Annotated in this window: 31 protein-coding genes; all 31 read right to left on the reverse strand. The window is 44.3% G+C overall.

Annotated elements, in window-relative coordinates; translation table 11 throughout:
* Positions 1 to 5: 5 nt before the first annotated feature.
* Entirely contained in the window at positions 6 to 1,070 is a 1,065-nt protein-coding gene (locus ACTQ1L_RS01680) for a hypothetical protein (protein ID WP_055237771.1), read from the reverse strand.
* Positions 1,071 to 1,095: 25 nt separating this feature from the next.
* Positions 1,096 to 2,409, reverse strand: a complete 1,314-nt coding sequence (locus ACTQ1L_RS01685) for an XkdF-like putative serine protease domain-containing protein (protein ID WP_441365223.1) — start codon at positions 2,407 to 2,409, stop codon at positions 1,096 to 1,098.
* 204 nt (positions 2,410 to 2,613) lie between these two features.
* Positions 2,614 to 2,781: a hypothetical protein gene (locus tag ACTQ1L_RS01690; protein WP_158572531.1), complete on the reverse strand. Its 168-nt coding sequence runs from the start codon at positions 2,779 to 2,781 to the stop codon at positions 2,614 to 2,616.
* The gene (locus ACTQ1L_RS01695) at positions 2,774 to 4,444 is read right to left on the reverse strand and encodes a phage minor head protein (RefSeq protein WP_441365224.1); all 1,671 of its coding nucleotides are present in this window, start codon (positions 4,442 to 4,444) and stop codon (positions 2,774 to 2,776) included. The genes ACTQ1L_RS01690 and ACTQ1L_RS01695 overlap by 8 nt, the downstream gene beginning before the upstream one ends.
* A gap of 1 nt (position 4,445) precedes the next feature.
* Positions 4,446 to 6,152: a phage portal protein gene (locus tag ACTQ1L_RS01700; RefSeq protein ID WP_441365225.1), complete on the reverse strand. Its 1,707-nt coding sequence runs from the start codon at positions 6,150 to 6,152 to the stop codon at positions 4,446 to 4,448.
* The gene (locus ACTQ1L_RS01705) at positions 6,152 to 7,630 is read right to left on the reverse strand and encodes a terminase B (RefSeq protein WP_118389183.1); all 1,479 of its coding nucleotides are present in this window, start codon (positions 7,628 to 7,630) and stop codon (positions 6,152 to 6,154) included. The genes ACTQ1L_RS01700 and ACTQ1L_RS01705 overlap by 1 nt, the downstream gene beginning before the upstream one ends.
* The gene (gene terS / locus ACTQ1L_RS01710; RefSeq protein ID WP_441365226.1) at positions 7,623 to 8,471 is read right to left on the reverse strand and encodes a phage terminase small subunit; all 849 of its coding nucleotides are present in this window, start codon (positions 8,469 to 8,471) and stop codon (positions 7,623 to 7,625) included. Before terS ends, ACTQ1L_RS01705 begins: the two co-directional genes overlap by 8 nt.
* Positions 8,472 to 8,570: 99 nt before the next feature.
* A complete protein-coding gene (locus ACTQ1L_RS01715) occupies positions 8,571 to 9,125 on the reverse strand; it encodes a ParB N-terminal domain-containing protein (protein WP_055237782.1) in 555 nt (184 codons plus the stop codon).
* The gene (locus ACTQ1L_RS01720) at positions 9,118 to 10,266 is read right to left on the reverse strand and encodes a phosphoadenosine phosphosulfate reductase domain-containing protein (RefSeq protein ID WP_173885504.1); all 1,149 of its coding nucleotides are present in this window, start codon (positions 10,264 to 10,266) and stop codon (positions 9,118 to 9,120) included. The genes ACTQ1L_RS01715 and ACTQ1L_RS01720 overlap by 8 nt, the downstream gene beginning before the upstream one ends.
* The gene (locus ACTQ1L_RS01725) at positions 10,257 to 10,904 is read right to left on the reverse strand and encodes a ParB/Srx family N-terminal domain-containing protein (RefSeq protein ID WP_055237785.1); all 648 of its coding nucleotides are present in this window, start codon (positions 10,902 to 10,904) and stop codon (positions 10,257 to 10,259) included. The genes ACTQ1L_RS01720 and ACTQ1L_RS01725 overlap by 10 nt, the downstream gene beginning before the upstream one ends.
* 64 nt (positions 10,905 to 10,968) lie before the next feature.
* A complete protein-coding gene (locus ACTQ1L_RS01730; RefSeq protein ID WP_441365227.1) occupies positions 10,969 to 11,757 on the reverse strand; it encodes a phosphoadenosine phosphosulfate reductase domain-containing protein in 789 nt (262 codons plus the stop codon).
* Positions 11,758 to 13,155, reverse strand: a complete 1,398-nt coding sequence (locus ACTQ1L_RS01735; protein ID WP_441365228.1) for a sodium:solute symporter family transporter — start codon at positions 13,153 to 13,155, stop codon at positions 11,758 to 11,760.
* A gap of 150 nt (positions 13,156 to 13,305) precedes the next feature.
* Positions 13,306 to 13,893 carry a hypothetical protein gene (locus ACTQ1L_RS01740; RefSeq protein WP_441365230.1) on the reverse strand — a complete coding sequence of 196 codons (588 nt, stop codon included), beginning with the start codon at positions 13,891 to 13,893 and terminating at the stop codon, positions 13,306 to 13,308.
* A 42-nt stretch (positions 13,894 to 13,935) separates the two neighbouring features.
* Positions 13,936 to 14,157, reverse strand: coding sequence for a YdbC family protein (locus ACTQ1L_RS01745; RefSeq protein WP_441365231.1), 222 nt, complete (start codon positions 14,155 to 14,157; stop codon positions 13,936 to 13,938).
* Between the two features lie 25 nt (positions 14,158 to 14,182).
* On the reverse strand, positions 14,183 to 14,713 hold the full coding sequence (locus ACTQ1L_RS01750) for a hypothetical protein (protein ID WP_441365232.1): 531 nt from the start codon (positions 14,711 to 14,713) through the stop codon (positions 14,183 to 14,185).
* Entirely contained in the window at positions 14,706 to 14,933 is a 228-nt protein-coding gene (locus ACTQ1L_RS01755; protein WP_441365233.1) for a DUF6011 domain-containing protein, read from the reverse strand. The genes ACTQ1L_RS01750 and ACTQ1L_RS01755 overlap by 8 nt, the downstream gene beginning before the upstream one ends.
* Positions 14,930 to 15,331: a hypothetical protein gene (locus ACTQ1L_RS01760; RefSeq protein WP_441365234.1), complete on the reverse strand. Its 402-nt coding sequence runs from the start codon at positions 15,329 to 15,331 to the stop codon at positions 14,930 to 14,932. The genes ACTQ1L_RS01755 and ACTQ1L_RS01760 overlap by 4 nt, the downstream gene beginning before the upstream one ends.
* On the reverse strand, positions 15,331 to 15,558 hold the full coding sequence (locus tag ACTQ1L_RS01765) for a hypothetical protein (RefSeq protein ID WP_441365235.1): 228 nt from the start codon (positions 15,556 to 15,558) through the stop codon (positions 15,331 to 15,333). Before ACTQ1L_RS01765 ends, ACTQ1L_RS01760 begins: the two co-directional genes overlap by 1 nt.
* The gene (locus tag ACTQ1L_RS01770) at positions 15,539 to 15,934 is read right to left on the reverse strand and encodes an HNH endonuclease (protein WP_441365236.1); all 396 of its coding nucleotides are present in this window, start codon (positions 15,932 to 15,934) and stop codon (positions 15,539 to 15,541) included. The genes ACTQ1L_RS01765 and ACTQ1L_RS01770 overlap by 20 nt, the downstream gene beginning before the upstream one ends.
* A gap of 6 nt (positions 15,935 to 15,940) precedes the next feature.
* Positions 15,941 to 16,255, reverse strand: coding sequence for a hypothetical protein (locus ACTQ1L_RS01775; protein ID WP_441365237.1), 315 nt, complete (start codon positions 16,253 to 16,255; stop codon positions 15,941 to 15,943).
* A 2-nt stretch (positions 16,256 to 16,257) separates the two neighbouring features.
* Positions 16,258 to 17,013, reverse strand: a complete 756-nt coding sequence (locus ACTQ1L_RS01780; RefSeq protein WP_441365238.1) for a hypothetical protein — start codon at positions 17,011 to 17,013, stop codon at positions 16,258 to 16,260.
* A gap of 12 nt (positions 17,014 to 17,025) precedes the next feature.
* On the reverse strand, positions 17,026 to 17,337 hold the full coding sequence (locus ACTQ1L_RS01785; RefSeq protein ID WP_441365239.1) for a hypothetical protein: 312 nt from the start codon (positions 17,335 to 17,337) through the stop codon (positions 17,026 to 17,028).
* A gap of 108 nt (positions 17,338 to 17,445) precedes the next feature.
* A complete protein-coding gene (locus tag ACTQ1L_RS01790; protein WP_441365240.1) occupies positions 17,446 to 17,724 on the reverse strand; it encodes a hypothetical protein in 279 nt (92 codons plus the stop codon).
* On the reverse strand, positions 17,725 to 18,792 hold the full coding sequence (gene dnaN, locus ACTQ1L_RS01795) for a DNA polymerase III subunit beta (RefSeq protein ID WP_441365241.1): 1,068 nt from the start codon (positions 18,790 to 18,792) through the stop codon (positions 17,725 to 17,727).
* Positions 18,782 to 19,306: a Holliday junction resolvase RecU gene (locus ACTQ1L_RS01800; protein WP_296035843.1), complete on the reverse strand. Its 525-nt coding sequence runs from the start codon at positions 19,304 to 19,306 to the stop codon at positions 18,782 to 18,784. The genes dnaN and ACTQ1L_RS01800 overlap by 11 nt, the downstream gene beginning before the upstream one ends.
* Positions 19,299 to 19,592, reverse strand: a complete 294-nt coding sequence (locus ACTQ1L_RS01805; RefSeq protein ID WP_296035840.1) for a hypothetical protein — start codon at positions 19,590 to 19,592, stop codon at positions 19,299 to 19,301. Before ACTQ1L_RS01805 ends, ACTQ1L_RS01800 begins: the two co-directional genes overlap by 8 nt.
* Before the next feature lie 91 nt (positions 19,593 to 19,683).
* Complete coding sequence (locus ACTQ1L_RS01810) at positions 19,684 to 20,316, reverse strand: single-stranded DNA-binding protein (protein WP_441365242.1); 633 nt, start codon at positions 20,314 to 20,316, stop codon at positions 19,684 to 19,686.
* 3 nt (positions 20,317 to 20,319) lie between these two features.
* Complete coding sequence (locus tag ACTQ1L_RS01815; protein ID WP_441365243.1) at positions 20,320 to 21,333, reverse strand: DUF5131 family protein; 1,014 nt, start codon at positions 21,331 to 21,333, stop codon at positions 20,320 to 20,322.
* Complete coding sequence (locus ACTQ1L_RS01820) at positions 21,326 to 21,592, reverse strand: hypothetical protein (protein WP_243863249.1); 267 nt, start codon at positions 21,590 to 21,592, stop codon at positions 21,326 to 21,328. The genes ACTQ1L_RS01815 and ACTQ1L_RS01820 overlap by 8 nt, the downstream gene beginning before the upstream one ends.
* The gene (locus ACTQ1L_RS01825) at positions 21,573 to 21,794 is read right to left on the reverse strand and encodes a hypothetical protein (protein ID WP_118389150.1); all 222 of its coding nucleotides are present in this window, start codon (positions 21,792 to 21,794) and stop codon (positions 21,573 to 21,575) included. The genes ACTQ1L_RS01820 and ACTQ1L_RS01825 overlap by 20 nt, the downstream gene beginning before the upstream one ends.
* Positions 21,760 to 23,961, reverse strand: coding sequence for a PcfJ domain-containing protein (locus ACTQ1L_RS01830; RefSeq protein WP_441365244.1), 2,202 nt, complete (start codon positions 23,959 to 23,961; stop codon positions 21,760 to 21,762). The genes ACTQ1L_RS01825 and ACTQ1L_RS01830 overlap by 35 nt, the downstream gene beginning before the upstream one ends.
* Positions 23,962 to 23,969 lie beyond the last annotated feature (8 nt).

Consider the following 23,969-nt stretch of genomic DNA (forward strand, 5'->3'; position numbering starts at 1 on the left):
CCTCCTTAATCAAGAGAAGGCAAGCCAGTAATAATCGCAGTAGCGTCAAGCTCCTCGATGATCGGATCATAATCAAGGTGGCATACATAGAATCTCTTATCCTGCATGATCGCCTCTTTGCCCTCAGTGGTCTTTCTGATCTTCATACCGTAGGTGTTTACAACAACGAGGTTCTTCGGATCCGTAAGGATAATCTTATCGTCACTGATAGACGGACAGGAAACAGTAGGAATGTGTACCGGCTGAGTGTAAACATTCTCCGGAACAGCTCCGCCTTTGCCGATTACCTGATTCATCAGATAAAGTTCCCACTCCTGTGCTCTCTTAGGGGACATGAGCCAACGAAGCTTTCCATTGTTGTACTTATTAGGCAGCTTCTGGAGTGTCTTGTAGAAGATGTCCAGCTTCATGGAGTTTTCACTGGAAGCGTCATATACATGACCGCCGCCGTTGATCTGCTTAATCCAACCATCATTGAGCTTTAAGAAGTCTGCATCTGCAGCTGCTCCAATCTCAATCGCCTCGGAAGCATTCCATGCACCCGCAGTATGTGCTTTGATGAACTTGTACAGCTTCTTGTTATTGGTTACGATGTCTCCGATAGCGAATGTATCTGAGCTGTTAAACTCCTTTACCTGGGAAGCTTTCTCGTCGCCATTGAGATACAGGTCCTCAAGGTCAACACCAAGCTGTGTGGTCATGAGGTTTGTAATGACTGCCTCTAACTGCTGACCTTCGATATTCTCACGAAGGGTTTCCTCAGTAATCTCCCAAGGTAAACGAACGGCCTTGCAGGCATACTCGATCACGTTGGTATTTACACCAGCTCTGTAGCCATCATCTGTGTTCTCGACCTTGGCACGAAGAATTCTGGATGCGATACCAATCTTGTCAATCTCACCGCTTTTTGATGTTCTCATGACGTGTCTTACCAGAGGTCCGAGGTTGGTCGCTTCGAATGTCTGCTGAATAAATTTTCTTGCCTGCTCCGGCTGTAAAAGTCCATGAGTAAGGCTGCCGGTCTGAATTGCAGTACCGGCTTTGTTAATGATCTGCTGATTTGTAGGCATAATATTTTTCCTCCTTCTTTTTTGCTTAGAACATGCCTGTCATGTAGTGCTGTTCTGCTTCCTGCTTCTCAACAGTGCCTGCGGCAGAATTGAGGTTGCCCGGAAGTGCTCTGCTCTTCAAGAGCGGCTCGATTGCCTTTGTAACAGGCTCCATGGCCTTGGAAACTGCCTCACCCACCATCTTAGCTACATCGTCTGCATTTACATCAGACTCAGGTTCTGCAGGTGTGCCTTCTCCTTCGCCGCCCTCGCCCTTTGTGATAGCTTCGAGCTGTTTTGTGATAGGTTCCATTGCTTTTGCCACTGCATCCCCTACCATCTGCTGAACTTCTTCTCGCTTCATTTCGTCGTCCTCCTTTTTGACGTTATTTTTTGCTACTGTGTCTCCACCTTCGCCCTCTGAATTATCAGTGAACTCAGACAAAAATGAACCCAGCGTATCATAAATGCCTTTAAGTGCACTTAGATTCTTGGTACTGATACTCTTTCCTGCTTTTTCAACAGGCGCATGAGCTTCCTTTGCCGCCTTCTCCAATGACTTAACAATACTGCCATCACTCGTAAGAAGCTGCGTGACAATATCATTGAAATCTGTGAGAGCGTCTTTGATGGTCTCCTCGTCAGAGTTATATCCCCATTCCCAGGAGCCAGTATCGGGATTGTAGAAATTGCCTTCCAGGCAGCTTCTAAGCGCATACCATGCAGAGTAGAAGTTATCCTCTTTCACACGTCGTTTGAAATTGTTCTTCACATCACCTTTCTCAACGACATCGAAGCCCATAGCCTTTGCAAGCTTTCTAAAAAGCCCTTTCGGCTCTTCCTGCTTCTCTACCGGAAGTTCTACATCTTCCTCAGAGTAGACACCAACACCACCCATAGAGAATCCTGTGATATCCCCTTTCTGAATGGAATCCCATACATCAGAGTCCGTAATCTCCATGGTCATGAGCCATGTGCCTTTCTTGATCGTTTCTCCTTCAATCTCCATATCGCATTTTGCAACATAGGATTCGACCACCTCTGCTCCGTCACACTTCTTGAAGCAGTGCTGAAGGTCTACCTGATTGCCGTTCTTGGCGAACCAATAAGCAGCCTTGGTAATCTCCTCCTCCGTCATGTAATTGCCCTGTGTATCCTCTACCATGGGCTCATACACAATACCGGTCACAAAGTGGCTGTCTGCGTCTGCCTTCAAAATTCGTCCAAACGTGGCGAAATTTGCGGCACCGTCCTCTGATTTAGTAATCAGGAACTGCTTTTTATTCGCAGCCTTGTCAACCAACGATACGAAGCTGATTTTTGCATCTGTAATTGCGTATGCTTTCGCAATCTTAGGCATACTCTCAAACCTCCTTCTGGTTTATTTACTGTTTAACGGACAGCTCCGAGATAATAGGATCACCTCCTTCCTCATAGCAAGTAGCGGAAAATGTACAACTTTTGCATCAGATACGAATGCCTTTGCTTGTAACTCACGATGCCACCTCCCTACCGAAAAAAGGCAATAAAAAAAGCACCCTCTCGGATGCTAATTTCGCAATAATTAGTCTGTATTAAATCTTTCCTCAGATTCTCGTTTGTCAGCCTCGGCAAACTCATCAAAGATTTTCTGTTCCTCTTCCGTAAGCTCACACGTCGGCACCAAGGTACCAGATTCATCATATTCAATTTTTCCTGCAAGTTCCGAAGGATAAATTAACATATTATTCACTAGTCCTTTCCTTAAACAGCTTCTTGACCGTTTTCTCCAACTTAGTGTTCTTTGTGGAAGATACGGCTTCTGCAACAAATTCATCTGGACGTTTTGCTGCGTATATACCTAACTTCTGCTTAATTATACTACGATCAACCTTTAAATTGCAAGCACTCATAGCATCTTCCATAATGGATTTGCAGAACACATCTCCATCAATGGCTTTCCATGTATCATCCAGATTGTCATACATACTTATGGTTTTCTTATATGTAACCATGTGAACCATCTCATGTTTCAGAATTCCATAAGCACCGGACTTCGGTGTCCAATTTCCTTCCTCAACCTGTGATTTTATCAGATTATTGATAACTTTCTGGTCCGCAAAATGAGAGCTCGATATTTTCAGAACTGTTTTTATCTCTGAACCCTTCTTGCTGATTGCAGCTCTGGCGGCATCTGTTCCAAGGTTATCAACAAAACGGATTTCGTCAATGAAGCCATTTAATTGCGGATATTCCTTGTAAAGTCTCTGCATAGCACGATTTACCCGATTAACAGCCTTAATGTCCTGTTTCGTATAATTCGTCTTCTTGACACCTAGGTGAGTTTTCGCCCACTTGTCTGCGGCTTTGGTGTTTGCCTGTGAAACAGATCTGCTCTGCGTTGCTTCATACGGAACAATTCCTGCTTTAGCTTTTTCTTTCTCGCTTTGCTCTTTCTCCCAGCTTCCATCGTCATTGTCAATGAATGCCTGCTGCATCTTCTTCCGTTCGTCAATAGGCAATCCCAAGGTTTCCTGATTAACGATTCCCCTGTGAATACAATGGCAGTTTATGCTTTCGCCTGCCGGAAGGTTCGGATCACGAGGAAACATAGGATAATATGTGCCACCTTCCTTGCCCTGCATTTCAAAAGGCTGGTCTTTCGGCACCATCTGCCCGTCCATAGCAACATGGTTCGGGCGAGGCTTAATCTTATGTACCCCTGTGTGTCGCCACTCTTTCATATCAACAACCGGGCTTTGCTGAATGGCTTCCTCTTTCGCTACACTGTGTGCCCTAAGTACCTCAGTTACAGCAACACGTTTCGCTTGGTAGTATTCCGTTCGCCAGCCTCCGTCCATAATCTTGCGTGTCAGCGTTGCAATATCATCCCCATTCGCTATCGTTTCCTGGATAAGGTCAGTGATCTGCTTATGGGTGTTTACTTTCATCAGATTGCCGAGCTGTTCGCTCCATGAGGCGAACCATTCAGATGTTCTCTGCCGTAAAGTGTCTACCACAAGCTCTCCATCTGATTCCTGTATATATACTGTTGCCAGCTTCGGGATATTGAGCTCATACATCGCATTGGCTGCTTCGGTAACCTGTTCCGCTATGTCGTCTTCATCGATCATATCAGATACATTCTCCTGTGCGGCATCCCAATCTCCATCTGCGGCTTTAAGAGCAGTGACAAGAGCAGTAGTCTGGGAATGAAGAATGTCGGCGATTTCCTCCTCTAAAGAGTTTATCTCCGACACTGTATCCTTCGGCTCTGCGTAGCCTTCCTCCTTCAGCTCGTCCTCAAGGTCTTCGTCAGCCTTTGCCAAGTATCTGTCTATAGCATCATAGATTGGATCAGCATGAGCGATAATTGCTTCCGCCACCATCTGGTAATACTTCGACTTGTCAGCCATATCAATCACCAGCTTTCTCTCGGTATGCTCCCAATGCGTTTCTGATTTCCTTCATAATTGGAACCAGCTCTGCATCATTCAGCTCTGCTTTCTTTATCTGTCCGTCAAGTATGGCAAGTTCTTCCTCGGTAACCGTCTTCTCATTGCCCTGTGGCTTTGTATTTTGACCTGTAGGCTCGTTTCCGGTCGTTTGCGGTTGTTCCCCTGCTCCCGCTCCTAAATTCGCCTGTAGCTGGCTCTGGGTGACTGTTCTGGAATATGCCAGAGGAACGTTTCCCCATTCTCCGTCATAGTCAGCACATCCATCTTTACCGAGGACTTCATAGGTGTACTCCTTGGCAAGGTTCGGTGTTAGTCCTCCGGCTCTCTCTGTGATATTGAGTATCTTCTGAATATCGTCCGGATTGGTTATATCCGGTTCATCAAACCTAGCTTCAACGTGCTTGAATCCATATCCATTCAGCAGCTTGTTGTTGATTACCCACGCAAGAGATGTTCTTTCCGGCTGGAATACCTGCTTTTCAGTAACCTCCATAGCTGTCTGTGCAGTAGCTCTGTTAAAATCTGTCGTGTATCCGACATACAGATCTGGAAGCAGGAAAGCTGACTGTGTTTTCTTCCTGCCATTCTCCTGATACTCCTGGAACAATTCATCTTTCTGTAGGATTGAGGCAAGGTCTTTTATTTCGACCTCCGGTTGCTTCTGGTCTTGGAACGCTGCACCCGTCTCATTGTTCTCTGTTTCAAGAATCAGGAACGAATGCTGTCCCTTTTCCCCTTCGATCTCATTCATGTATGTTTGGAGCTTCGTGAATGCATCACCAGAGAGCGTTCCACCCTTAACCAGTATCATCAATGGTGTATGCCTGCCCTTGCGGAAGTATGCGTTATTCAGAACCTCTGCTCTCCTGTTTCCGTCAACAGTGAGTACCTGTCCTATCCACCGCACTTCTCCATAAGGCATACTGCCAAGTCTGAAATCAATTATCTCATTCGCCTGATCGTCAATATCGACCGGCTCCGTATCTTCCTCAGTGACATATTTTCCAGTTCTCTTATCCATAATTCGCGGATCTCCAAACTCCTTAAAGTAAACTGTCCTGCCGGCTACGTTCTGTCGGAACTTTCTGAACTTCTTCTTTCGCATCATTCTCTCGCCCTTATAGAAAAACTCTGTCTCGATATAAGGCTCTAACGGATATGTCATGTCGATTGACGGAGTATCAATGATAAACTCCAGCTGTACGACATTCCCTTTCATATCCCGGATAACCTCGCAATATGATATTCCGAATGTCTCTCTGTCCCGAATCACATTCTCGAAGACTTCCTTCGACATGCAGTCCATATTGAGCAGATCGATGACTCTCTCCATCGCATTCCATTCCGCCTGCATCTCTGTGGTTTCTTCCTCGTAGTCCTCGCGGTATCCAACGCTGATTCCAAAGCCTGCTATATTGCTCTTATATGCTCTTATGCACTGCGGAAGGATAGTGGAATTGTCTACCAGCTCCTTCAACCCTCTCATGTCGATAGGGTGCGTAATCCATTCAGATGCATTTACAGCATTTACCATGCTCAGCTGTTCGCTTTTATCTGACTTTTCAATCGGTTTCTGGCTTTCAACAAAAACCGTTGGTGTCTCCCCGAAGTTATCTGCCTTCACAATCTTGACACCAACCTGTCTGACCGGTTTTTCCTCAGACATTATTTTTTCCCTCCTTTCTTCTTGTACGTCATAGGCAAGCAGACAAGCAGTATGCAGTCGGCTTCATCCGGAGACGTAAGCCCTCTGTCCTTCATATCTTTCTTGCTTTCAACCTTCTGTTTTGAGTTACTTGTAAAAGAATACTTCCTACACGACAGCTGACCTATGAGGTCGTTATCATCAGGAAGCAGTATCTCCGGCTTATGCGGTCGCCCCTCTTCATCAAACGGAGCAATCAAGTCCTTAACCACACCCATCATGTACGTTGTGGAATCCACGTAATACCGATGGCTGATAGGCTGTCCGAAATTGACTGGAAGCAGGTGTGAATCCTGCCATACCGCAGGCTCTGTTCTTGCATAACTGCGAAGCTGGTCAACGACACCGCCGCCAACACCGCCATCATCCACTTTAATACCTATTGGACCAGTATATTTATATTTGCTCCTCAGCTGTTTATAAAGGATTGCTATATTACTGGCTGTCCATGTTGTGTCCTGCCCGTTGTACTTCTTGAATATCTTCACAACCTCATTGATGCGGAAGCCTATGCATGTCTTATCATCACCAAATCTGGCAACGTCACAGCCAATCTCAATCTTATCTATTAGTGACGGGTCCTGTGGATATTTCCGCCCTTTATCGTCTGTATATATGCCTAATGCCCTTGCTGTCCTCTCGGATATCTCCGTCTTACAACTCTGCTCTAACCATGAAATGGGGATGAATACATCATCTTCCTGCTGTGGAAACTCTCCATAAACACGAACACGAACAACATTGCTATCCGCTCCGTACTTCCGCTTCATGGCTTCGATATTCTCTTTGTTGGTACGCTTGCTGTGTTCTGAATTGACCGTATGGCACTTATAGAGCGAACGGTCTACAGTGTGGCTGTCGTAAAATGTTCCGGAGGTCTTTGTCGGGTTCCCCATCAACAGAAGCTTGTTGTTCTCTCCTGCAAGAGTACCTGTGATTGCCTCCATGATAGGATCCGCAACACCGGAAGCCTCGTCCACAATGAATAGCATGTTATCCTCATGGAAACCCTGCATATTCTCTGGCTTTGTAGCAGTCCTAGCAACAGCAAACCAACGCTTTTCATAGCCAATCATATAAACATAGGTCTTTGTCCATTTAAGGAGCATAGGAAGCAAAGGAGAGTTGTTCATCCACTTGTCAACCTCAGACCACAGTACATCATGAAGCTGCTGCTTCGTCGGAGCTGTCGCGACTATTCTTGGATATGGATAACATACCAAGAACCACAGAAGCAGTGCCGCCTCAAGACCTGTCTTTCCGACACCTTGGCCAGACTTGACCGATACCCTCGGGTAATCCCTCAGATCATGTGCAACCTCGATCTGCCAGTCGTCCGGTTCAAACAGTAGAACCTCTCTCATGAACATTACCGGATCAGCTTTCCATTTCGGTATGCTGTCCTCCAGGAAGTCATTCAGCCATTGGTTATCATCCATCCGAATCCCTCCTGTTCTGTAGCACCTTCTCAGCCCACATCCTTACAACGTCATTGCCCTTATTGCCGCCATCAAGCTTCTGGTGCTCAATGTGCATCTTAGATAATGCCTCGATTGCCTTAGTCTTCTTGGACTGTACGTTGGATAACTCTGATTCCAGCCTTGCTATGATCTGGTCTTTGTTATCTGTCTGGGTAAATACCGAATATTCATTGCCCGGAAGTCTTTCTCCGGCAGCAACCTTTTCTGCTATCCTTCTGGCATATTCCTCTTTATCCTCGTCATTCTCAAATGTCCGCTTCCGCTCCGACCTCTGCGAAAATGCCAATGCCACAGGGCTTTCGCTGTTGCGGTATTTGTTGATTGCTTTCATAATCCGTCGTTCCCTGACCGAGAAAAGCTGTATCTGCTCTATCAGCAGTTCTTCCTCATCCTTTGGCATATCCTCAATGAGATTCTTCTCGTCTTCATCCAACGTATCCCAGTAGACAGCCGAGTACCCTCCATGCTTTGTCGCATCTGGCGGCTTAGCATTCGGATTGCCTCTACCTCCCACTGCATTCTTGTTGCCCTTCGGAGCACCTCTCTTACGTGGAACGCTCCCTTTATCCGAAGTGGAACGCTCCACTTGTTTTTTTTTGCCATTATCAGCTTTGGTTGGGCTAAGCTTTGCCTCCCATCCGTCCATGGACTTCCACTTCCGTACCTTGTTGGCCGGAACCTTTAGCTTTTCAGCAATTTCAACAAGTTTAAGGCTTCCTTTGCTTTCCAGATATATTTTTTCGGCCTGCTTGCGTTCATCACTTCTCTTGTCCACATTTGGACTTCTTGGTGTTGGCATTTACCTCCCTCCCATCAGCTTTGATATTGTTTCGTGGGTACATGAAAAAGGGGAAGCACTCACACTCCCCCGCAATTACGAATATTTCTCGTTTTATCATTATATCTTCGTTATATATTCCGCTTTGGAAAAGTTTTTCTTCTCCTGTACCATCATTTTCAAGAAGTCCTCCTTAGAAAACTCTGATAAACGGAATATTTCCTCCGGTCTCATGCCAAGCTGCTTGCCGATTTCTTCTACCGACTTGCCCTCTTCCATGAGCTCTTTGACGATTTTCTTCATTGGTTCGAGCAGGTGTGTACCTCTTGCCCTGTTATGGGTAACGGTGCCGTAAATATTACCTGCCTTGTCCTTGTGATCAACGATAACGACCAGCACCTTACCTCCAAGACGTTCAAACAGCGTTCTCTTGTCCTTTTCTGAAGGTGGCACATACTTCCATTCCGGACCTGCAACAGTCCATCTGTGGAATCCGTCAATAATCGTATAATCTGGTCTTACAACAATCGGAAGCGTCCATCCATTGGTAAAGATAGATTGTGTAAGCAATTCAAGGTTCTGCTTCGATACCTTGTTCGGGTTATAATCATTCGGCTTTACCAATGCTCTGTCTACCCATTGGAGAGTAGAGGATGGTTCCATAAGCTTATCCATTCTTCTTCGCCTCCTCCCTTTTAGCCTCGGTAATATACCGGCCATATATTCTCTGATAGAGTGCCCTGTAAGAACGGAGCTTAGGATCTCCAGAGATAAGCCCCTCGTAAATAGCTTTGTAATCCTTATCCGTTGCTATTGCCGCAACAGATATGAAGAAATTTCGGTATCTGGAAGCCACATACCGTTTATGCTTTGTTGTAAAATAAATGTCCATGTTATTGAACATCTCTATAAGCTCTGCCTTATAGTCTTTCTGCCCCTGCCCGCTTTCATTGTTCTTTCGTGCGGCTGTGCTCCTGCCAAACATCTCGCTGTCCCAATACAGCGCTGCGAGATATGCATTAGGTTCTCTGCGTGTTACCCTCTCCATAAGGTCAGGGTAATACTCATTCATCTTCACAAGGCTACGTGCAGTATCCACAGAAAAGAACTGTGATACCCTCAGCTGACCTTTTCGGGTTCCTGCCTGCCACAAGAACAGGTAAATCTCCGGAATGTCAACATGCTCATTCAGCAGGTAAAGCCATACGTCATTGTTTGTCCAGTCATAGATTGGAAAGACCTGGTGCTTATTCGTCATTGTCTTTCCTGCCTTTATCATGGATGCAATGTTCTGTAATCTCTGCACCGATTCTGCTGTCCGTATTCCTGTTATTGTGATTCCACTCTGACAGGTTCTCGGAAGGAAGTCTTGGTACGCATCAATCCTCGGTCTGAGGAGCGGATGATTCCTGATTGCAAATGCAGGCGGTCTTCTTACCCACACATTCTCTTTTGTGTGATCCCAGCAGATAAAGGTTTCATCATTCGATAATTCGTTGAAGCAGTTGTAATGTTTTACTTCCAGACAATACCATTCAAATCTGGCACCCATGAGAAGAAATCTCTTTCTCCAAGTCTTTACAGTCTCCTCAATGCATGGGAATATGGCTTCCTCGTCTATGAACTGCACTACAAGTTGGCTTGGATTGATCTTTCCTCTCTGCACAAGGTTGTAAATCAGCTGTGCCATGCATAAGCTGTCCTTCCCGCCGGAAAAGGACATATATACCGGCAGTCCGTTGTTGAATACGTTTGTGATCCGTATTTCAGCAGCCTTTACAACATCGATGCTGGACTCACATCTCTTTACAGCCATATCTTCTCACCGCACTTCGGACAGATAACGAATTTCTTTACTTCGGCGGTTTCTTCGTCCTGCTCCTCATGGACAGCATCACTTGTGGTTGTAATAGCTGTATTCTGTGGATTTTCATTGGTACTAGAACCAGAATCCGGCATATTTGGTTCTGTGGGCTTCTGGCTTCTCTCTGTCCTGTCTCTAATCGCCTGTATCTCTGATTCATCAAGAGTGCCATATTCCGATAGTTTCTCGGTCACTTCTTCGGCATCTGATACCATCTGTTTCAGTATCTCTGAATCGAAACCAGGAATATCAAGGTCCCCCTGCAGATCTTCCAAGAAAGAATTGAGTGTGTCAAGGTTCTCGATACCCAGTGAGAATATCTTGTTGTCAGCAATCATAAGTTTTTTCTTCTGGTTCTCTGTCAAATCAGTGTACTGGTACACCAATGCTTCCTCATACCCCATACGGAGCAGGGTTTCATATAATCCGTTGCCGGCGAGGATTACATTCTTCTCATCAACAACAATCGGTCTAATCTGCCCGAACATCTTCACGCTTCGCTCAAATTCTCTGAGCTGTTGCTCTGTATGGATGCGGACATTTTTCTCAGGTCTTACCATATCGGTAAGCTTCATAGTAATGCTATTCATAATGTTTTCCTCCAAAATATTATTTTGAAGGAGAGTGACGTATAAACCATCTGCAAATGGTGTGTTACTCCAAGCCCTTTAGAAATTCTTTTGCACTTGGAATTTTCTTGGCAGCTTCTTTCACTATATCCGGCTCAATCTCGTAGACCTCTTTCCATCCGTTTTCGATGGATCCCGTCCATTGTCGTGCCGCCCATGGATGGGTGCCGCATAAATATCCGTTTTTCCAATCATAAATTGGAGGCATTATCAAATTGTAATAATGGATATATGCCAATACTTCTTCATGGCTCCAATCAGCCAGAGGACTAAAACGTGTGACACCTTTTCCGTCCGTATATATATTGCTCCCTTTTCCGACATAGTTTCCATCAGCTCTTCTGCGTCCAAGCAAGATCATATCAAGCTCATGAGCCTTATAATACTTTGCCTGTCCTCTGTGTTGAACAATATGAAACCATTGCGCCGCAGTGTTGGAATCCTGGGGGAACAGCATCTGCGGGTGTTTCACAAGCCATTCAATATCCTGCCCTGTGTTTATAATCTCCAGTTTAGGAGGCTTATTCCTATCCACCCATTCTGTAAATGCTGAATACTCTAAATTACTCACTACGAGGACGCTATCCTCTATTCCTGCTTGTCTGCAGACATCTGCGAGCACTAAGGAATCTTTGCCACCACTCCATGCAACTGCAGCTTTCTTTCCATTTGTTGTAGCCATGATATCTTTTACTGTCTGTCCCACTCTTTCATCAAGCTCTGATTTTGGGACAAGATCTTCAATCTGCTTCATTGCCTCCAACCATGCATCATTACTAATTTTCTGTTTTCTCCCAAGTATCTGTTGTCCCATTTATTCCACCGCCTCTCTTTTTAAGACACGAGAAATAACCAGTGCCACCATTCCAGACGAAAGGACTGTTATCAGGCTTCCAGCTGTTTTATATGCTGACAGGTTGGAAATCGTCCCGTAGGCGAAAATAGGAAGCCCTACAAGGAATGCTGTAAGCACTCCTGCGACAACTCCGCTTGCCGTAAGCCTCACATTCATCAGTGTAAGCATGGTAGGCAACATTGTTGTGGCTCTTAGCGTGCAGTAAAACAAGAACATGTGCGTTACTGTCAGTCCCGGAATATTTGCAATCAGTATTCCAACGATAAGTAAGACAATCATGGATGCCTTAGATGCTTTTATCTGGTCTGCATCCTTCAATCTCGCTGTGGCTTTCAGATCCGTTGTCAGTGATGCGATTGCACATAGGTTACTATCCACTGTGGAAAGTAGTCCGGAAATCAGCATGAACATGAATGGAATGATTACCCATGCAGGGAATATCGCCTTGATCAATTCAAAGTTTACCATTCCTGTGTCTGTCGGAATAAATCCTGTGCCGGCTGCGATAAATCCGAGAATTCCCATTGAAAGTGGAACGACCGCAAACATCACAGCTCCAAGACCGAATGAACGTCCGATTCTGTCTTTCCTGATTGAAAAAGCTCTCTGCCAGAAGCACTGGTCTCCAAAAGGTCCGGCAAACAGTCCGATTGCCGTAGGCAGTCCAAATCCCAGAAATACTTCCAAACCTTTCTCTGAAAACAGGTATCCGTAATCTCCGCTTGCTCCTGCAATCTGAATGGCAGCTGCTCCTCCATTAAGCTTCAATGCCCATGGAACGAAGATTGCACATGCCAACAGCAGGAACACCATCTGAATTGCGTCCGTAAAGACAGAAGCCTTGATTCCGGAAATCTGCGAATAAGAAAAAGCTATGACTGCCAATACGATAGTCATAGCCCATAATGGTAAGCCCGTTGCTGTACTCAGTATCTTTCCTCCTGCTAACAGCTGAACTGCAGTTGACAGGATTGTAAGTGCTGTGAGCTGAAAGAGATATACTCTCTTCACCGGCTCGGACTTGTATTTCTTGTGCATATACCCGGAAAGCGTGATTCCGTCCGGCATATCCCGCCGGATTTTTCTTGCAAATGGAATGAACAGGATCAGGCATACAATATTCGGCACTAAAAACCAGAACAGCCCTGCAATGCCATTCGAGTAGGCTTTCTCTGCCGACGTGAATAAAGCCGGCGCCCATATCCAGGTTGCTGCAATGCTCATTGCCGATACTACCATTCCCATATTTCTGTGTCCTACATGGAAGCTCTCACCTCCGTCTTCTCTTTTCGTAAAAGCTTTTGTCGCACCCACCATCAAGAGTGCGTAGACAATCAATACGATTATCCCTTGCATTTTTGTTACCTCCTTCGGTTTTTTATAGTCGAAGAAGCAACAAAAAAGCACCGAGTTTTTGCCCGATGCTTTACGATTTAGAATTTTACGGATTCCACTTTACCACTTATATATTTGAACGTCAACCGAAACTTTTTTGAAACGGGGGATTTATTGTAATGTCAAGCCATCCACCCCAAAAATAAGAGCCGACAGTCTTTCGAGAGCAATTTTCTCGTCAATGTATGTCGTGTCGTTGGATACATTCCACTTCTCAGCAAGCTCTTTTCTGCTTATTTTGTCCTCGGATATGTATAATCCGTATATGATATCATATCTCCGTTTGTCCAGCTCGTTTGAAGACTTCTCGCAGCATACCTCAAAGATTTCCAACATCGTCCGGATGTGGCTTACGATAATGCCGGTTCTTGTGGCACTGTTCTTAATACTCTCCACCACCAGGACATCATTGTAAATGTTCATCATGCTTTCGAGGATATCTGCAGCTGACTCCTCCATCTGTGTCCTTCCGAATACGGAGTTTTCCGCATTCTCCTGTAACATGCGGAAATTACGGAGCAGAAGCTTCGTGTTATGGAGCCTTCTATCTCCCCGTTTCTTCTGCGATTTCTTCAATTCTTCGACATACTTATCTATGCCTGCGTTTGCTCCTACCTCAGCCGCCTTTTCAAGAAGATCGTGTAAATCTTCGGGACTTAATGCTATGAGGGTAGAGTGTGCGTTTTCATTTCCATCCATTGATCAGACCTCCCTAAAAATATTCCGGTTCCTGGTACCGCTTTATCCGAAACGCTTTTCAAGAAGACCTAACAGGTTTCTTGCTTCCTCCTCTGTAAGTGTAATGCCTTTTCCCATTTTTTCATCATCAGGCGACCAGTCTCTGATATCATACTTAGGATCAGCATCATTCCAGCTTACCAACCGGAGCTCTTTGTTCCACCCGTTGGTGCCTTGTCTTATTATACCAATTTTTTCTATCGTTGTACATTTAATTTCTGACATTTTGCATTATTCCTCCAATTCGTTGTTAAAGTTTTGGTCTCTTTGCTGGCTCGATCCGGTTCATGTGTACCTCTGTCTCAGCTCCATTTTCCTGCATTTTCTTGTTGTAAAGATAAATCTGGTTAGAAACCTGCTGTGGTGTCATTTTCATTTCATCTGCAATGTCCTTAACCTTCCACCCTGCCTTTTTCAGAGCCATAATCTTGCCTACATCATACTTTTTCTTTCCGGTTGTGCTTTCATCTTGCGCAGCCTCAGATACGGTTTCCTGCCCTTTTGCTTCACTTTTAGCAGGTTCGCTACGCTTTCCCTCGTTTTGATCACATTTTTCCTTATTTTGATCACGCTTTTCATCGTTTTGAGACGGTTTTAACGGCAATGTACGCACATATCTCCGGATATCCTCCGTACACTTCTTGCAGAAAAGCCAGCTTTCAAACTCATTCTCCTCCAACAGATCTCCCTCTGCTTTATCTCTGGTATTTACGGACACGAAACCATGCCTTTTCTCCTTTGTCATTTCCGCTCCGCACCGATCGCAAAAATACTTAATCATCGTCATTCCCTCCTTTCGGCATTTCTATAAAATCACTCAGTTCCATTTGTCCCGGCACCTCATAATCCCAATCATCCATAGAGCCTCTATCTTCTTTGACCTTGGTCGCTCTGGCTTTCTTTGGCTGAGGTGGCATTATCTTCTTGTAACATACCGGTCCGTAACCTCTCAGGATGCTCTCGGCATCCTTTAAGGCTCGCCCGCATTTCTCGCATATCATGCACTCTCTCCCTGGAAATCAAAGACATACGCTGTGTTTTCGGAGATACCCTCTGTCGAAAAGTCGCTCCACGCATGCCCTTGCCTGTAAATTCTTCCGGCAAGTATGTCCAAAGCATACTCTTCACGTTCAGCATCTTTCTTTAGCCACACGCAACTTGCCTTTACATGGTCTATAATCCGCTGTAACAGTGCCTCAGATCCGGATGCAGCTACGCATTCTCTCATGATTTCAACCCATCTTTCCGGCTTAAAATTTCCCGCATGCGTTTCGTATGTTTCCGCAAATGCTAATACTTCCTTTTTGTTCCCTCTACTATTGACAAAATATTGGCCAGTCCCATTTGAGCGACAAACCCGGTGACTTATCTTATAATCCTCCATCCTGTGTACCTGCATCAGCCCACCTCCTTAACCCTCGTAACATGGGAGCAACGGAAGATTGGTCCCATAGTGTTCCCTCCCTTGTCAAGCAATGCATAATAATTATGCTTCCAGTACAGGTTCGGATTATGCTTGACTGCGTCTGTATTGGTTTTCTGCAGACAGCCCTCGTAGGCTCTTCCATCAAACAGCAGTACCTTGACCTGTCTGCCTATATATGTTTCAAGCTTTTCTCTCTTCATTCACTGTTTCCTCCATTTTCTCAAAATAGAATTTGATAGGTTCTCTGTTCTCCTGTACCATGCCATATCTGACCGCAATATTATATGTGCATACATCCCTTGCTAGCCTGTCCGGTATCTTCTGGAGCTGTTTCCGGAAGTCTTCCAGATCCATAGTTGACTTATAACGATTGCATGATCCACAGGCTGGCATAAGGTTTTTAATATCATGCACATCGATACCTGTAAAATCCTCTGTGTACTCATAGTTTCTCAGACAATACAGGTGATCGACATTGAATCCCTTTTCCGGAATTTTGCAGCCACAGTACGCACAATGTCCGTCATACTTTGCGTACACCAGCTTTCGCACTGATTTTGGAATCGGTTTTCGCATTTTACTTCACCTCACAATCCTTAGTTTTTCTCTGTTCTTCCTTGCATGATAATCATCTATCATATACTTCTCGCACTCTTCCCGTTCCATATTTTCTGAGTTCTCTCCACCAAATACACTGCATATATCGCAGAAAAAGCACGGGTGCCAGTCATATGGTACTTCTTCCGGATTAACAGTAAGGCTCTCTGCATTATTGATACACGACCTGCATAAACAGTAGTAACATGGATCCTCCATCGGAACTCTCTCTTGCTTATGTTCCGGTGACTTTTCCTCTGTTATATTCATAAATTCATCAAATTTCAGTTGTCCATTCATAGTTACTCATATGTTGGCTCCGGCTTTGTGTCCGAATAAACATAATCTTCATCACTCAACTCGTCAGCAATAATTCTGACATCTGCTCTCTGCAGCTTTAAGAGTAATAAGTCAAACTCATCTAGATTTCTAAGGGAATTCAGATTCGGGTTTGTATCTACTCTTATTTCCCATCCATCCTTTCTATCTCCATCCCACTTAGAAAGACGTATTGTTCTGTTGAGTTCCTCCTGCTGCTCCTCTTCATCCACTGTAAAATCAATAGTGGCATATTTGAATGAACTCCAGCTTCTCTCACGATCCTCCTCAAATTCAAAGAAAGCAGTCATTGCCTCATACTCTGGCGACTCATCCCATTCAACTTCTCTGCCATCGGTATCCATATTTCTTGCGACAAACTTTTTGTATTCCTTAAACAAATCCGTTAATTTCATTTCTGTTATCTGAGGTTCTTTCATCAAATACTGGAAATTTTCCAACATTTGCTTATTATCCATAAGAACAGATTTATTAACTATTTCCGTAAGAACTGTATCTAATTTTACTATATAGGCAGACATATCATAGTTCTCAATAAACGGAACTAAAACCTGCTCAACTCTTTCTTTGACCGCCTTTTCAAGCTTTCCATAATTAAATGAACTAGCTATTGCTTTTTCTATTCCATCCGTCACCTTTTCTCTAATAATCTGATCAACAGTTCCATCCGATAGGATTTCATCTGTGATTCTCTTAATATCTTCATCAAAATTTGCCATACTATTTTCCTCCTAATTATGCGTATCTCTAAAATTCTCCATAGCCCATCTGTTTCCCGTTGCGCGAACCTTCGCCTCGGTTCTTTCCTGTGGTGTAGAACCTCTGCCGACACATGCGAGTATGGATTTCCTTACGGAGCTTCCCTCCGTCAGCCCCATTGCGTCCAGAGCCTCCTTTGTTCCACACTCATCACAGATCATCGTCTTGTTGTCCACCCTCGACAGAGCTCTTAACCATTCTGTATCTCTTCCACATTTCGGACACTTCATATTTTCTTTCATGGCCGGTGTGATTGCCGCATCAATGGTCTTTGCGGTATGCACCCATGCAGTAATTCACATGAATGCAGCTTCTACACATTTCCTCCGGATCCATTACTCTCCTTTCCGGGCGGTGCACCACGACCGCCCTGTTTTATTTCGTGATATACATTATTTCTGACCATGAGGTAACTTGGTGCCTGATTGCTGTTCCAGATATTTCTTATTGGCGGCTGATATAACCGCCAGCACATCCTGTAATCTGCATGTGATCAGCAGATTCTTCTCCGGTATCTCTAATGTAACGATACCTCCCTGCACAGTTGATGTGATTTTAATATCACACTGCTCCAGATTGACTGCTCCGCCTTTCCGTAGGCTCTTTCCATTGCGGATTTTTCTTATCACTGCTTTCCCATCTATCACCATTACATCTGTAAATCCTGCCATTTATGCCTCCTTAAAATTAACCGGAAGTACCAAAGCTGTCATGTCGCTGTCATCTGCCTTAATCAGAGCAGGAAATTTGGCTGAGGTAAGTTCCATTGTCACAGTGTCACATTCAAAAGCCTTGAGGCTATCCATCATCAATCTAGGATCAAAAGCAATCTTCAAATCCTTTTCAAAGGGTTCCATTACTGGTATATCCTCATGAAAATCTGCCATTACACTTCTGTATGTAATTCCGATTGTGTCACCACTCATATTCATTATCACAGGAGCTTTGTCTTCTGCCGATCCGCAAAGTCTTGCACGATTTATAGCATCCATAAGAACCTTACGATTTATAATTGTGAAAATATCACCGCTCTTGAACATTGCCTCGTACTTGAAGTATTCTCCCTGGATAATTCTGGTGTATACCTCATATCCATCCGATTTGAACAGCGTACCATTTTCATCATGGTAAATTGAAATATCACCTTCAAAATTCAGTTTTTTCACATTTTCCATAGCCGTTCTCGGAACAATAATTTGGAAATTTCCATCGTATTCAATACAGTCCCAAGCAATCCGGTGTCCGTCTAATCCTACAAAATTCAGTTTGCCGCCCTTGCATTCGAGGAACATTCCAGTCATTTGCTGATTGTTTCCATTAGTAGCAACGGCATAGAGAACATGGTCAATCGCCTTTTTAAGTTTCAAGGCAGAAATCTTTGCCGGCTCCGCTTCTGTATCAATACTCTTTGTATAGGCAAACAATGCTGCATCCAATGTTTTGAACTGGTTCTTAATTTTTCCTGTCTTTATGACAATGTTTCCACTCTTGATGCTGATATCCAGCTCTCCATCCGGAAGACTGTTGATAAAATCAAAGGCCTTGGCAGGAATAATAAATGGTTCTGTCTCTTCCTCTATACCCTCTAATTTTGCCTTAACAGTCAAGTTTGTATCAGAGGCGATTAAATACCCGTCCGCACACAAAACCCCTTTCAAAGCCTCAATAGTGGTTCGAGACGGCACTATGCTTTTAAGCTGACCAATCTTTCCGCTTAATTCGTTCTTCTCAATTTTCATCTTTCAATTCGACTCCTTCCAAAATCAATATTGTGCATTGTCTCTCTTGCAACTGATATGGCTTCAGATCTTCCTCTTTCATGTATTTTCTTCCATACAGTTCTTTCATCCTTTTCCATACATCCCAAGGAACTCTGTAAAAATTCCGCAGTCCCATGGAAACCATGACATAGCAGTGAGCACCGAACTTCTCATAAAGATCTAAACTTTCCCACTGTGTGTCAGTAACCACCTCCTGCCGCATTCGGTCTGAATCCGTGTGTTTTGCTTCAAACATTATCCCTGTACCGTCACACAAAATCCCTTTGTAATCCGGCTGACCTTTTTTCTCATAAAACCCTCTGACTTCCCCACTCCGTTCTTTTCCAGTAATATGAAATGGTTCCGGAGTTTTCTCGATATGAGCCCATCCTTGCTTTTTATAAAATTCACAGGCACTGGAAATCCATCTCTCAAATGTTTCTCCGGCAGCTTTGCTCCTTCTTCCGGTAATCTGTCTTCTCGAATCAGCCATTTACTTCTCCTGCCAATCTCTTCAAAAGAATGGTCTTAATATCTGCCAGCTTTCCAGCTCCAATACCTTTTACCATCCCAATCTCATCTACAAGGCTTTGTATGTCTATCTTTGGTGTTGGTCTGCTTTGTGCTTTTCCCTGATTAAATCCTTCACTTCTCGCTTTTTCCACTCTGTCCTCCACATAATGAACCAACTGCTCGTCTGTCATTTTGCGGATTTTAACCGCCTTCTCGTGGATTTTATCTTCATCTACCGTTCTGCGGCAGCTTCTTTTCTTTGCCATATTCCGCTCCTTTCGTTCGTTCCTGCTGGCATGCGATATTGCAATACCAGCAGTGTAATCTTTATAGCCCTCGCTGTTCCGGCACTACATATTACATACTCAGTACAATCCGACTGGCTGATAACTCATAAGCTGTGTGTCGCTCCGAATTATCCTCACTAATTTTCTTTACATATTCACGGCTCTGGATTCTTCCCTGCAGCTGCACTCTCTGTCCAACCTCTAATGTTGATGCAAATCTCGCATTTCTGCCCCATGTAATACAAGGAATGTAATCTGACTTTCCATAAGCTCTGTTCACAGCAATGAGCAAATCTGCAATTTCCCTGCCAAGTGGAGTCTTTCTATAAACTGGTTCTTTGCAAACGTATCCAATAAGATCAATATGGTTTTCTCCAATAAATTCATCTTCAGTTACTGGATTCAATTCTACGGCAAACACAGAGAGTATCAGGCGGTTCTTTTTCTCTTCATGTCTGTTATAAGAGCGGAACTGACCGACAACCTCATACAATTTTCCCACCTTAATGTCTTCAATATTGCACATTCTTTCTGAAACCATAACCGGCACTGTATCAATGTTTCCGCTTTTTCTCGGAATGTCCATGTCAAAAACATAAAATCCTTCTCCGTACACCTCGTGGCTGTATACCGGTGTTCCTGCAACTTCTCCTGCTAATACTACTGCGTTATTTTCAAATCTGTTTTCTGCATTGTTACTCATCTTTTAATCCTCCATATAGTCAAGTTTTGGGAGTTCAACCCCCATATTTTTACAACTGTTCTCAAAGCATGCCCTGCACAGGTAGGCATACTGTTTAGCTGGTGTACCTCTTTTTGATCTTGCCATCAATGCAACCATCTGGTTCTTGCGAAGCACTTTCCCGCACTCAGAGCACGCTTCATAGAGCTTGTTCTGCATTTTTTCGCTGATTGTCTTTTCAAGGAGCTGTTTTGGGAAATCCCTCCGCATATTCTTTTCTCCAACAATCGGAATCAGACTGTCTTTCATAAAAATTGGTATTCCAAACGTATCTGCAGTAAGCACCAGATTCTTAATCCACTCAAACTCTGGAATGACCTTATTCTTTGACCGCCCTGTCTGTGCTCCGACAATAATCCATGGCGGTGCCGTTTTCACCGTTGCCCCAAACTTGCCGAAATCCTCAAGTATCGGTTCGATACTCAAAAACCAGTTATAAGTGCCGGATTCAAACCATGCGTATTCCTGATCCGGTCTCGTCACTGTCGTGCCATACCAGAAATTATTCTGCTGTGGCAGCTTCCCGGCATTTGCCAGCTTCATGTATCGTTCTGGGTTCTTTGTCAGAAACAAATAATTGTGCTCGTCATGCTCCAGGCACACCGTGAATATTTCCTCAATCCACTGATCCGGTACCCACTCTCCGAATACATCAGCCATAGCTCCCACAAAAATGTTGTTACCCATTTTCAGTTTGCCAATCGTATCCATGCGATATCTGTGAAAGGTCGGCTCGAATCCGAATGGATATACCAGCGGATGCCCTGTCTCACTCAGCATCGGCTTATCCAAAATATATAAAGTGCTTTCGTCCGGTCCAGTCTGCGTCGAATAATCCGCCTTACACATCTTATTGAGCCTTACGTCTCCGCTGAATCTGGCTGTCATAGTTCTTGCATAGCAGTAATGGCATCCATGATTGCATCCCGTAATAGGATTCCATGTGTGATCACACCACTCAATTTTTGATTTATTCACAACGTTCCTCCTTTCTGACATATCCAAGCTGGACTTCCTCTTCCCATGGAACATCTGAACAATTAACATGCTGTCCGCACTTGCTACAATAATCCGGCTGATAATCTGGACCGGCATTGAGGATATGGTTGCATCTAGGACAGATACAATACTGATGAAGCGTAATAGCGAATCCATACTTGTTGTATGTCCCGTGCTTAATCTTGGGCTTTCTCGCAATAAACTTTGGCATTATTAAATTAGTTACCTGTCCCAGCATTTGTATCATCTCCTTCCTCCCAATACTCAACAAAGTATTCATACTGTGCTGTCTTCCTGCCTTCTGTTCCGGGAATCATTCCTCTGCCGATACGTGCCGCATATCCTGCTTTGATCAGCATTCCGCATAATGAAAGCCTGTCCTCTTCATTCCACTGGACTGAACCCTTACGCAGACTGTAAATTCTGTTTCTTTTTGCCATTTGTATCTCCTTTCTGGATTGCATCCTGCATTTTCTTCTCGAACACCTGCACAAAGGCTTTCACATCCGGTGGCATCCCACAGTTGCTTTTACCTCTGCACTGTACGACCTTGTTATTTTTCCATTCCATCGTGAAATAAGATTGCTCTGGATGATCTGCCTTTCTGACAAAGAAGATGTTCGTTTCTCCTTTTGCCACTCTCTCAACGTAACCTCCGACACAATGGTGCAAAGCCTCGCCCTCCTTACGGATTTCATCTCCACTCTGAGGTACCACCAGTATCAAGCCTTTTCCCTTTATCTGGAAAGCATCTACCCCATCATTTCTGCTAAATATCTCTTCCATCGCTTTTTTTGTCTCGGCCATTTTCTTGGCGGCAAGTTTCTCTCTGCGTTTCTTTTCAGCTGCAGCTTTTTTATCTTGCAATGCCTTATATTCTTCCGCAGTTCTGTCATGTACCTTTTTGAAATTGTTTGGCATGTAGATAAACTTGTTATCCAGATCGTATTTCAGTTCCCGGCACCACCCTATATACTCAAGCCAGTCATGTGCCATATTCTGTTTTCTCTCTATTCGTGGATCTGTTCTCTCTTTGTACCTGTTGTAGGAATAGCCCCACATGCAGGCATTCTTTTCTCCAATCGGGTATCTCTCACTCTCCTTGTCTATGTACCGGCAGAGCTTATGGAGCGATACCCTTCTATTCTTCTCCTTCAGAAGATCTGTGTTGCATTCAAAGGTTTCGTAAAATTCCTTTAACTGCTCCGGCTTCATCTGGATATCAAGCTGCTGTGCTACCTGCAACAGGCGGAGTTCGTAATGATTGCCGTCTATTGCCTGTAGTGTCCTCGTATTAACCTTATTCAGCCCTAAGATTTCATAGATGGTGTCAGCCTTATAATTGACCTTGCCCGTCATGTTCCCGCTGTAGTTGTAGCCTTCTACCACATCCTTCGCCAACTGGTTCAAGCCCATTTTGCAGAACCACTCAAGCTTCGGAAATTTCAGATAAATATCAATGGCATCCTCGTATCTGAAAGCCGTGGTCGGCATGTTCTGTGCCAGAATTTCCAGTGCGGAATACTTCATAGGTGTGTGTTCCCATGCCTCTGGAAGATTTCCGGGATATAAGATACACTCCATGCATGCGATTTTTCCCTCGTCTGGAATCCAGCGCGAATTCCCCTTCTGGTGGTACACTCCCCATTCATAGCTTTCCTTCATCAGCTTTTCTCCGAAGAATGTGCAAAAACAGCGGCTGTACTCATGCATGGTTTCTTCAATGCGTTTCTTACATATGCTGCCTGTTATCATTGCGTCATTCTTTATGTGTCTCCACGCTTTGAAGTACCGGAGTAAGAAACCTTCCTCCTGCCGATCCACATATATGAACCATCTTTCATCTGCTATCTGGCATGGCATTTTTCCTCTTGCCTTATATGTCACTCTGCTTCCACAGAAAGGACATTCCCCCTTTTCATTGTTCCGAAGTCTTATCCTGCTCCGGTCAACGATTCCTGTCTTCTGGCAGTGCGTACACTCAAATTCAGCCTTTCCCTTGGATGTCTCTTTATAAATTCCGTACCGGCTGAAACTCATGCCCTGCTCCCATACCCAGTCGGTAAAATCCTGTGAAGGCACTCCTATCGGCTCCATCCGCAGATCAATCGGCGCAAGGACTTTTCTGTGCTTCTCTGCCAGTCGTTCTGCCTTGACCTTGTCCTGGAATCTGTCAATAGCATTCCATACGTTCTCGTCAGTTTCTTTGCGGTAGGCCTTGAAAAAGTTCTCCATGATGCCCTTGTCCTCTGCTGTCCAGATAAACACCTTTGGAATGTGTTCGCTTTTCCATGTTTTTTGATCCCATTTGTACTCCCACAGCCGGAAACCCTGCATATTATCAAATGCAGCTGTAAGCCATTTAACCTTTGACTGTGACAGGTCCTGCGTGATATAATCATCACTCGACAGAAATGTCCTAAATGCTGCTTCCGTTTTTCCTTTTTTGAGCTTCGACACCTCATAGAAATTCAGAAGCAGTATTTTGTTATCATCAACCAGCTCCGCAGTCACAATGTGCTCCATTCCGTCCAGTCTATCTGCCATTTCAACCATTTCTGCTGTTGCCTCTGGTCTAGGCAATGCAGACAGCTTTCTTTTTTCCATCGTACATC

This window comes from Agathobacter sp. LCP21S3_B2, assembly GCF_052118705.1.
GTDB lineage: Bacteria > Bacillota > Clostridia > Lachnospirales > Lachnospiraceae > Roseburia.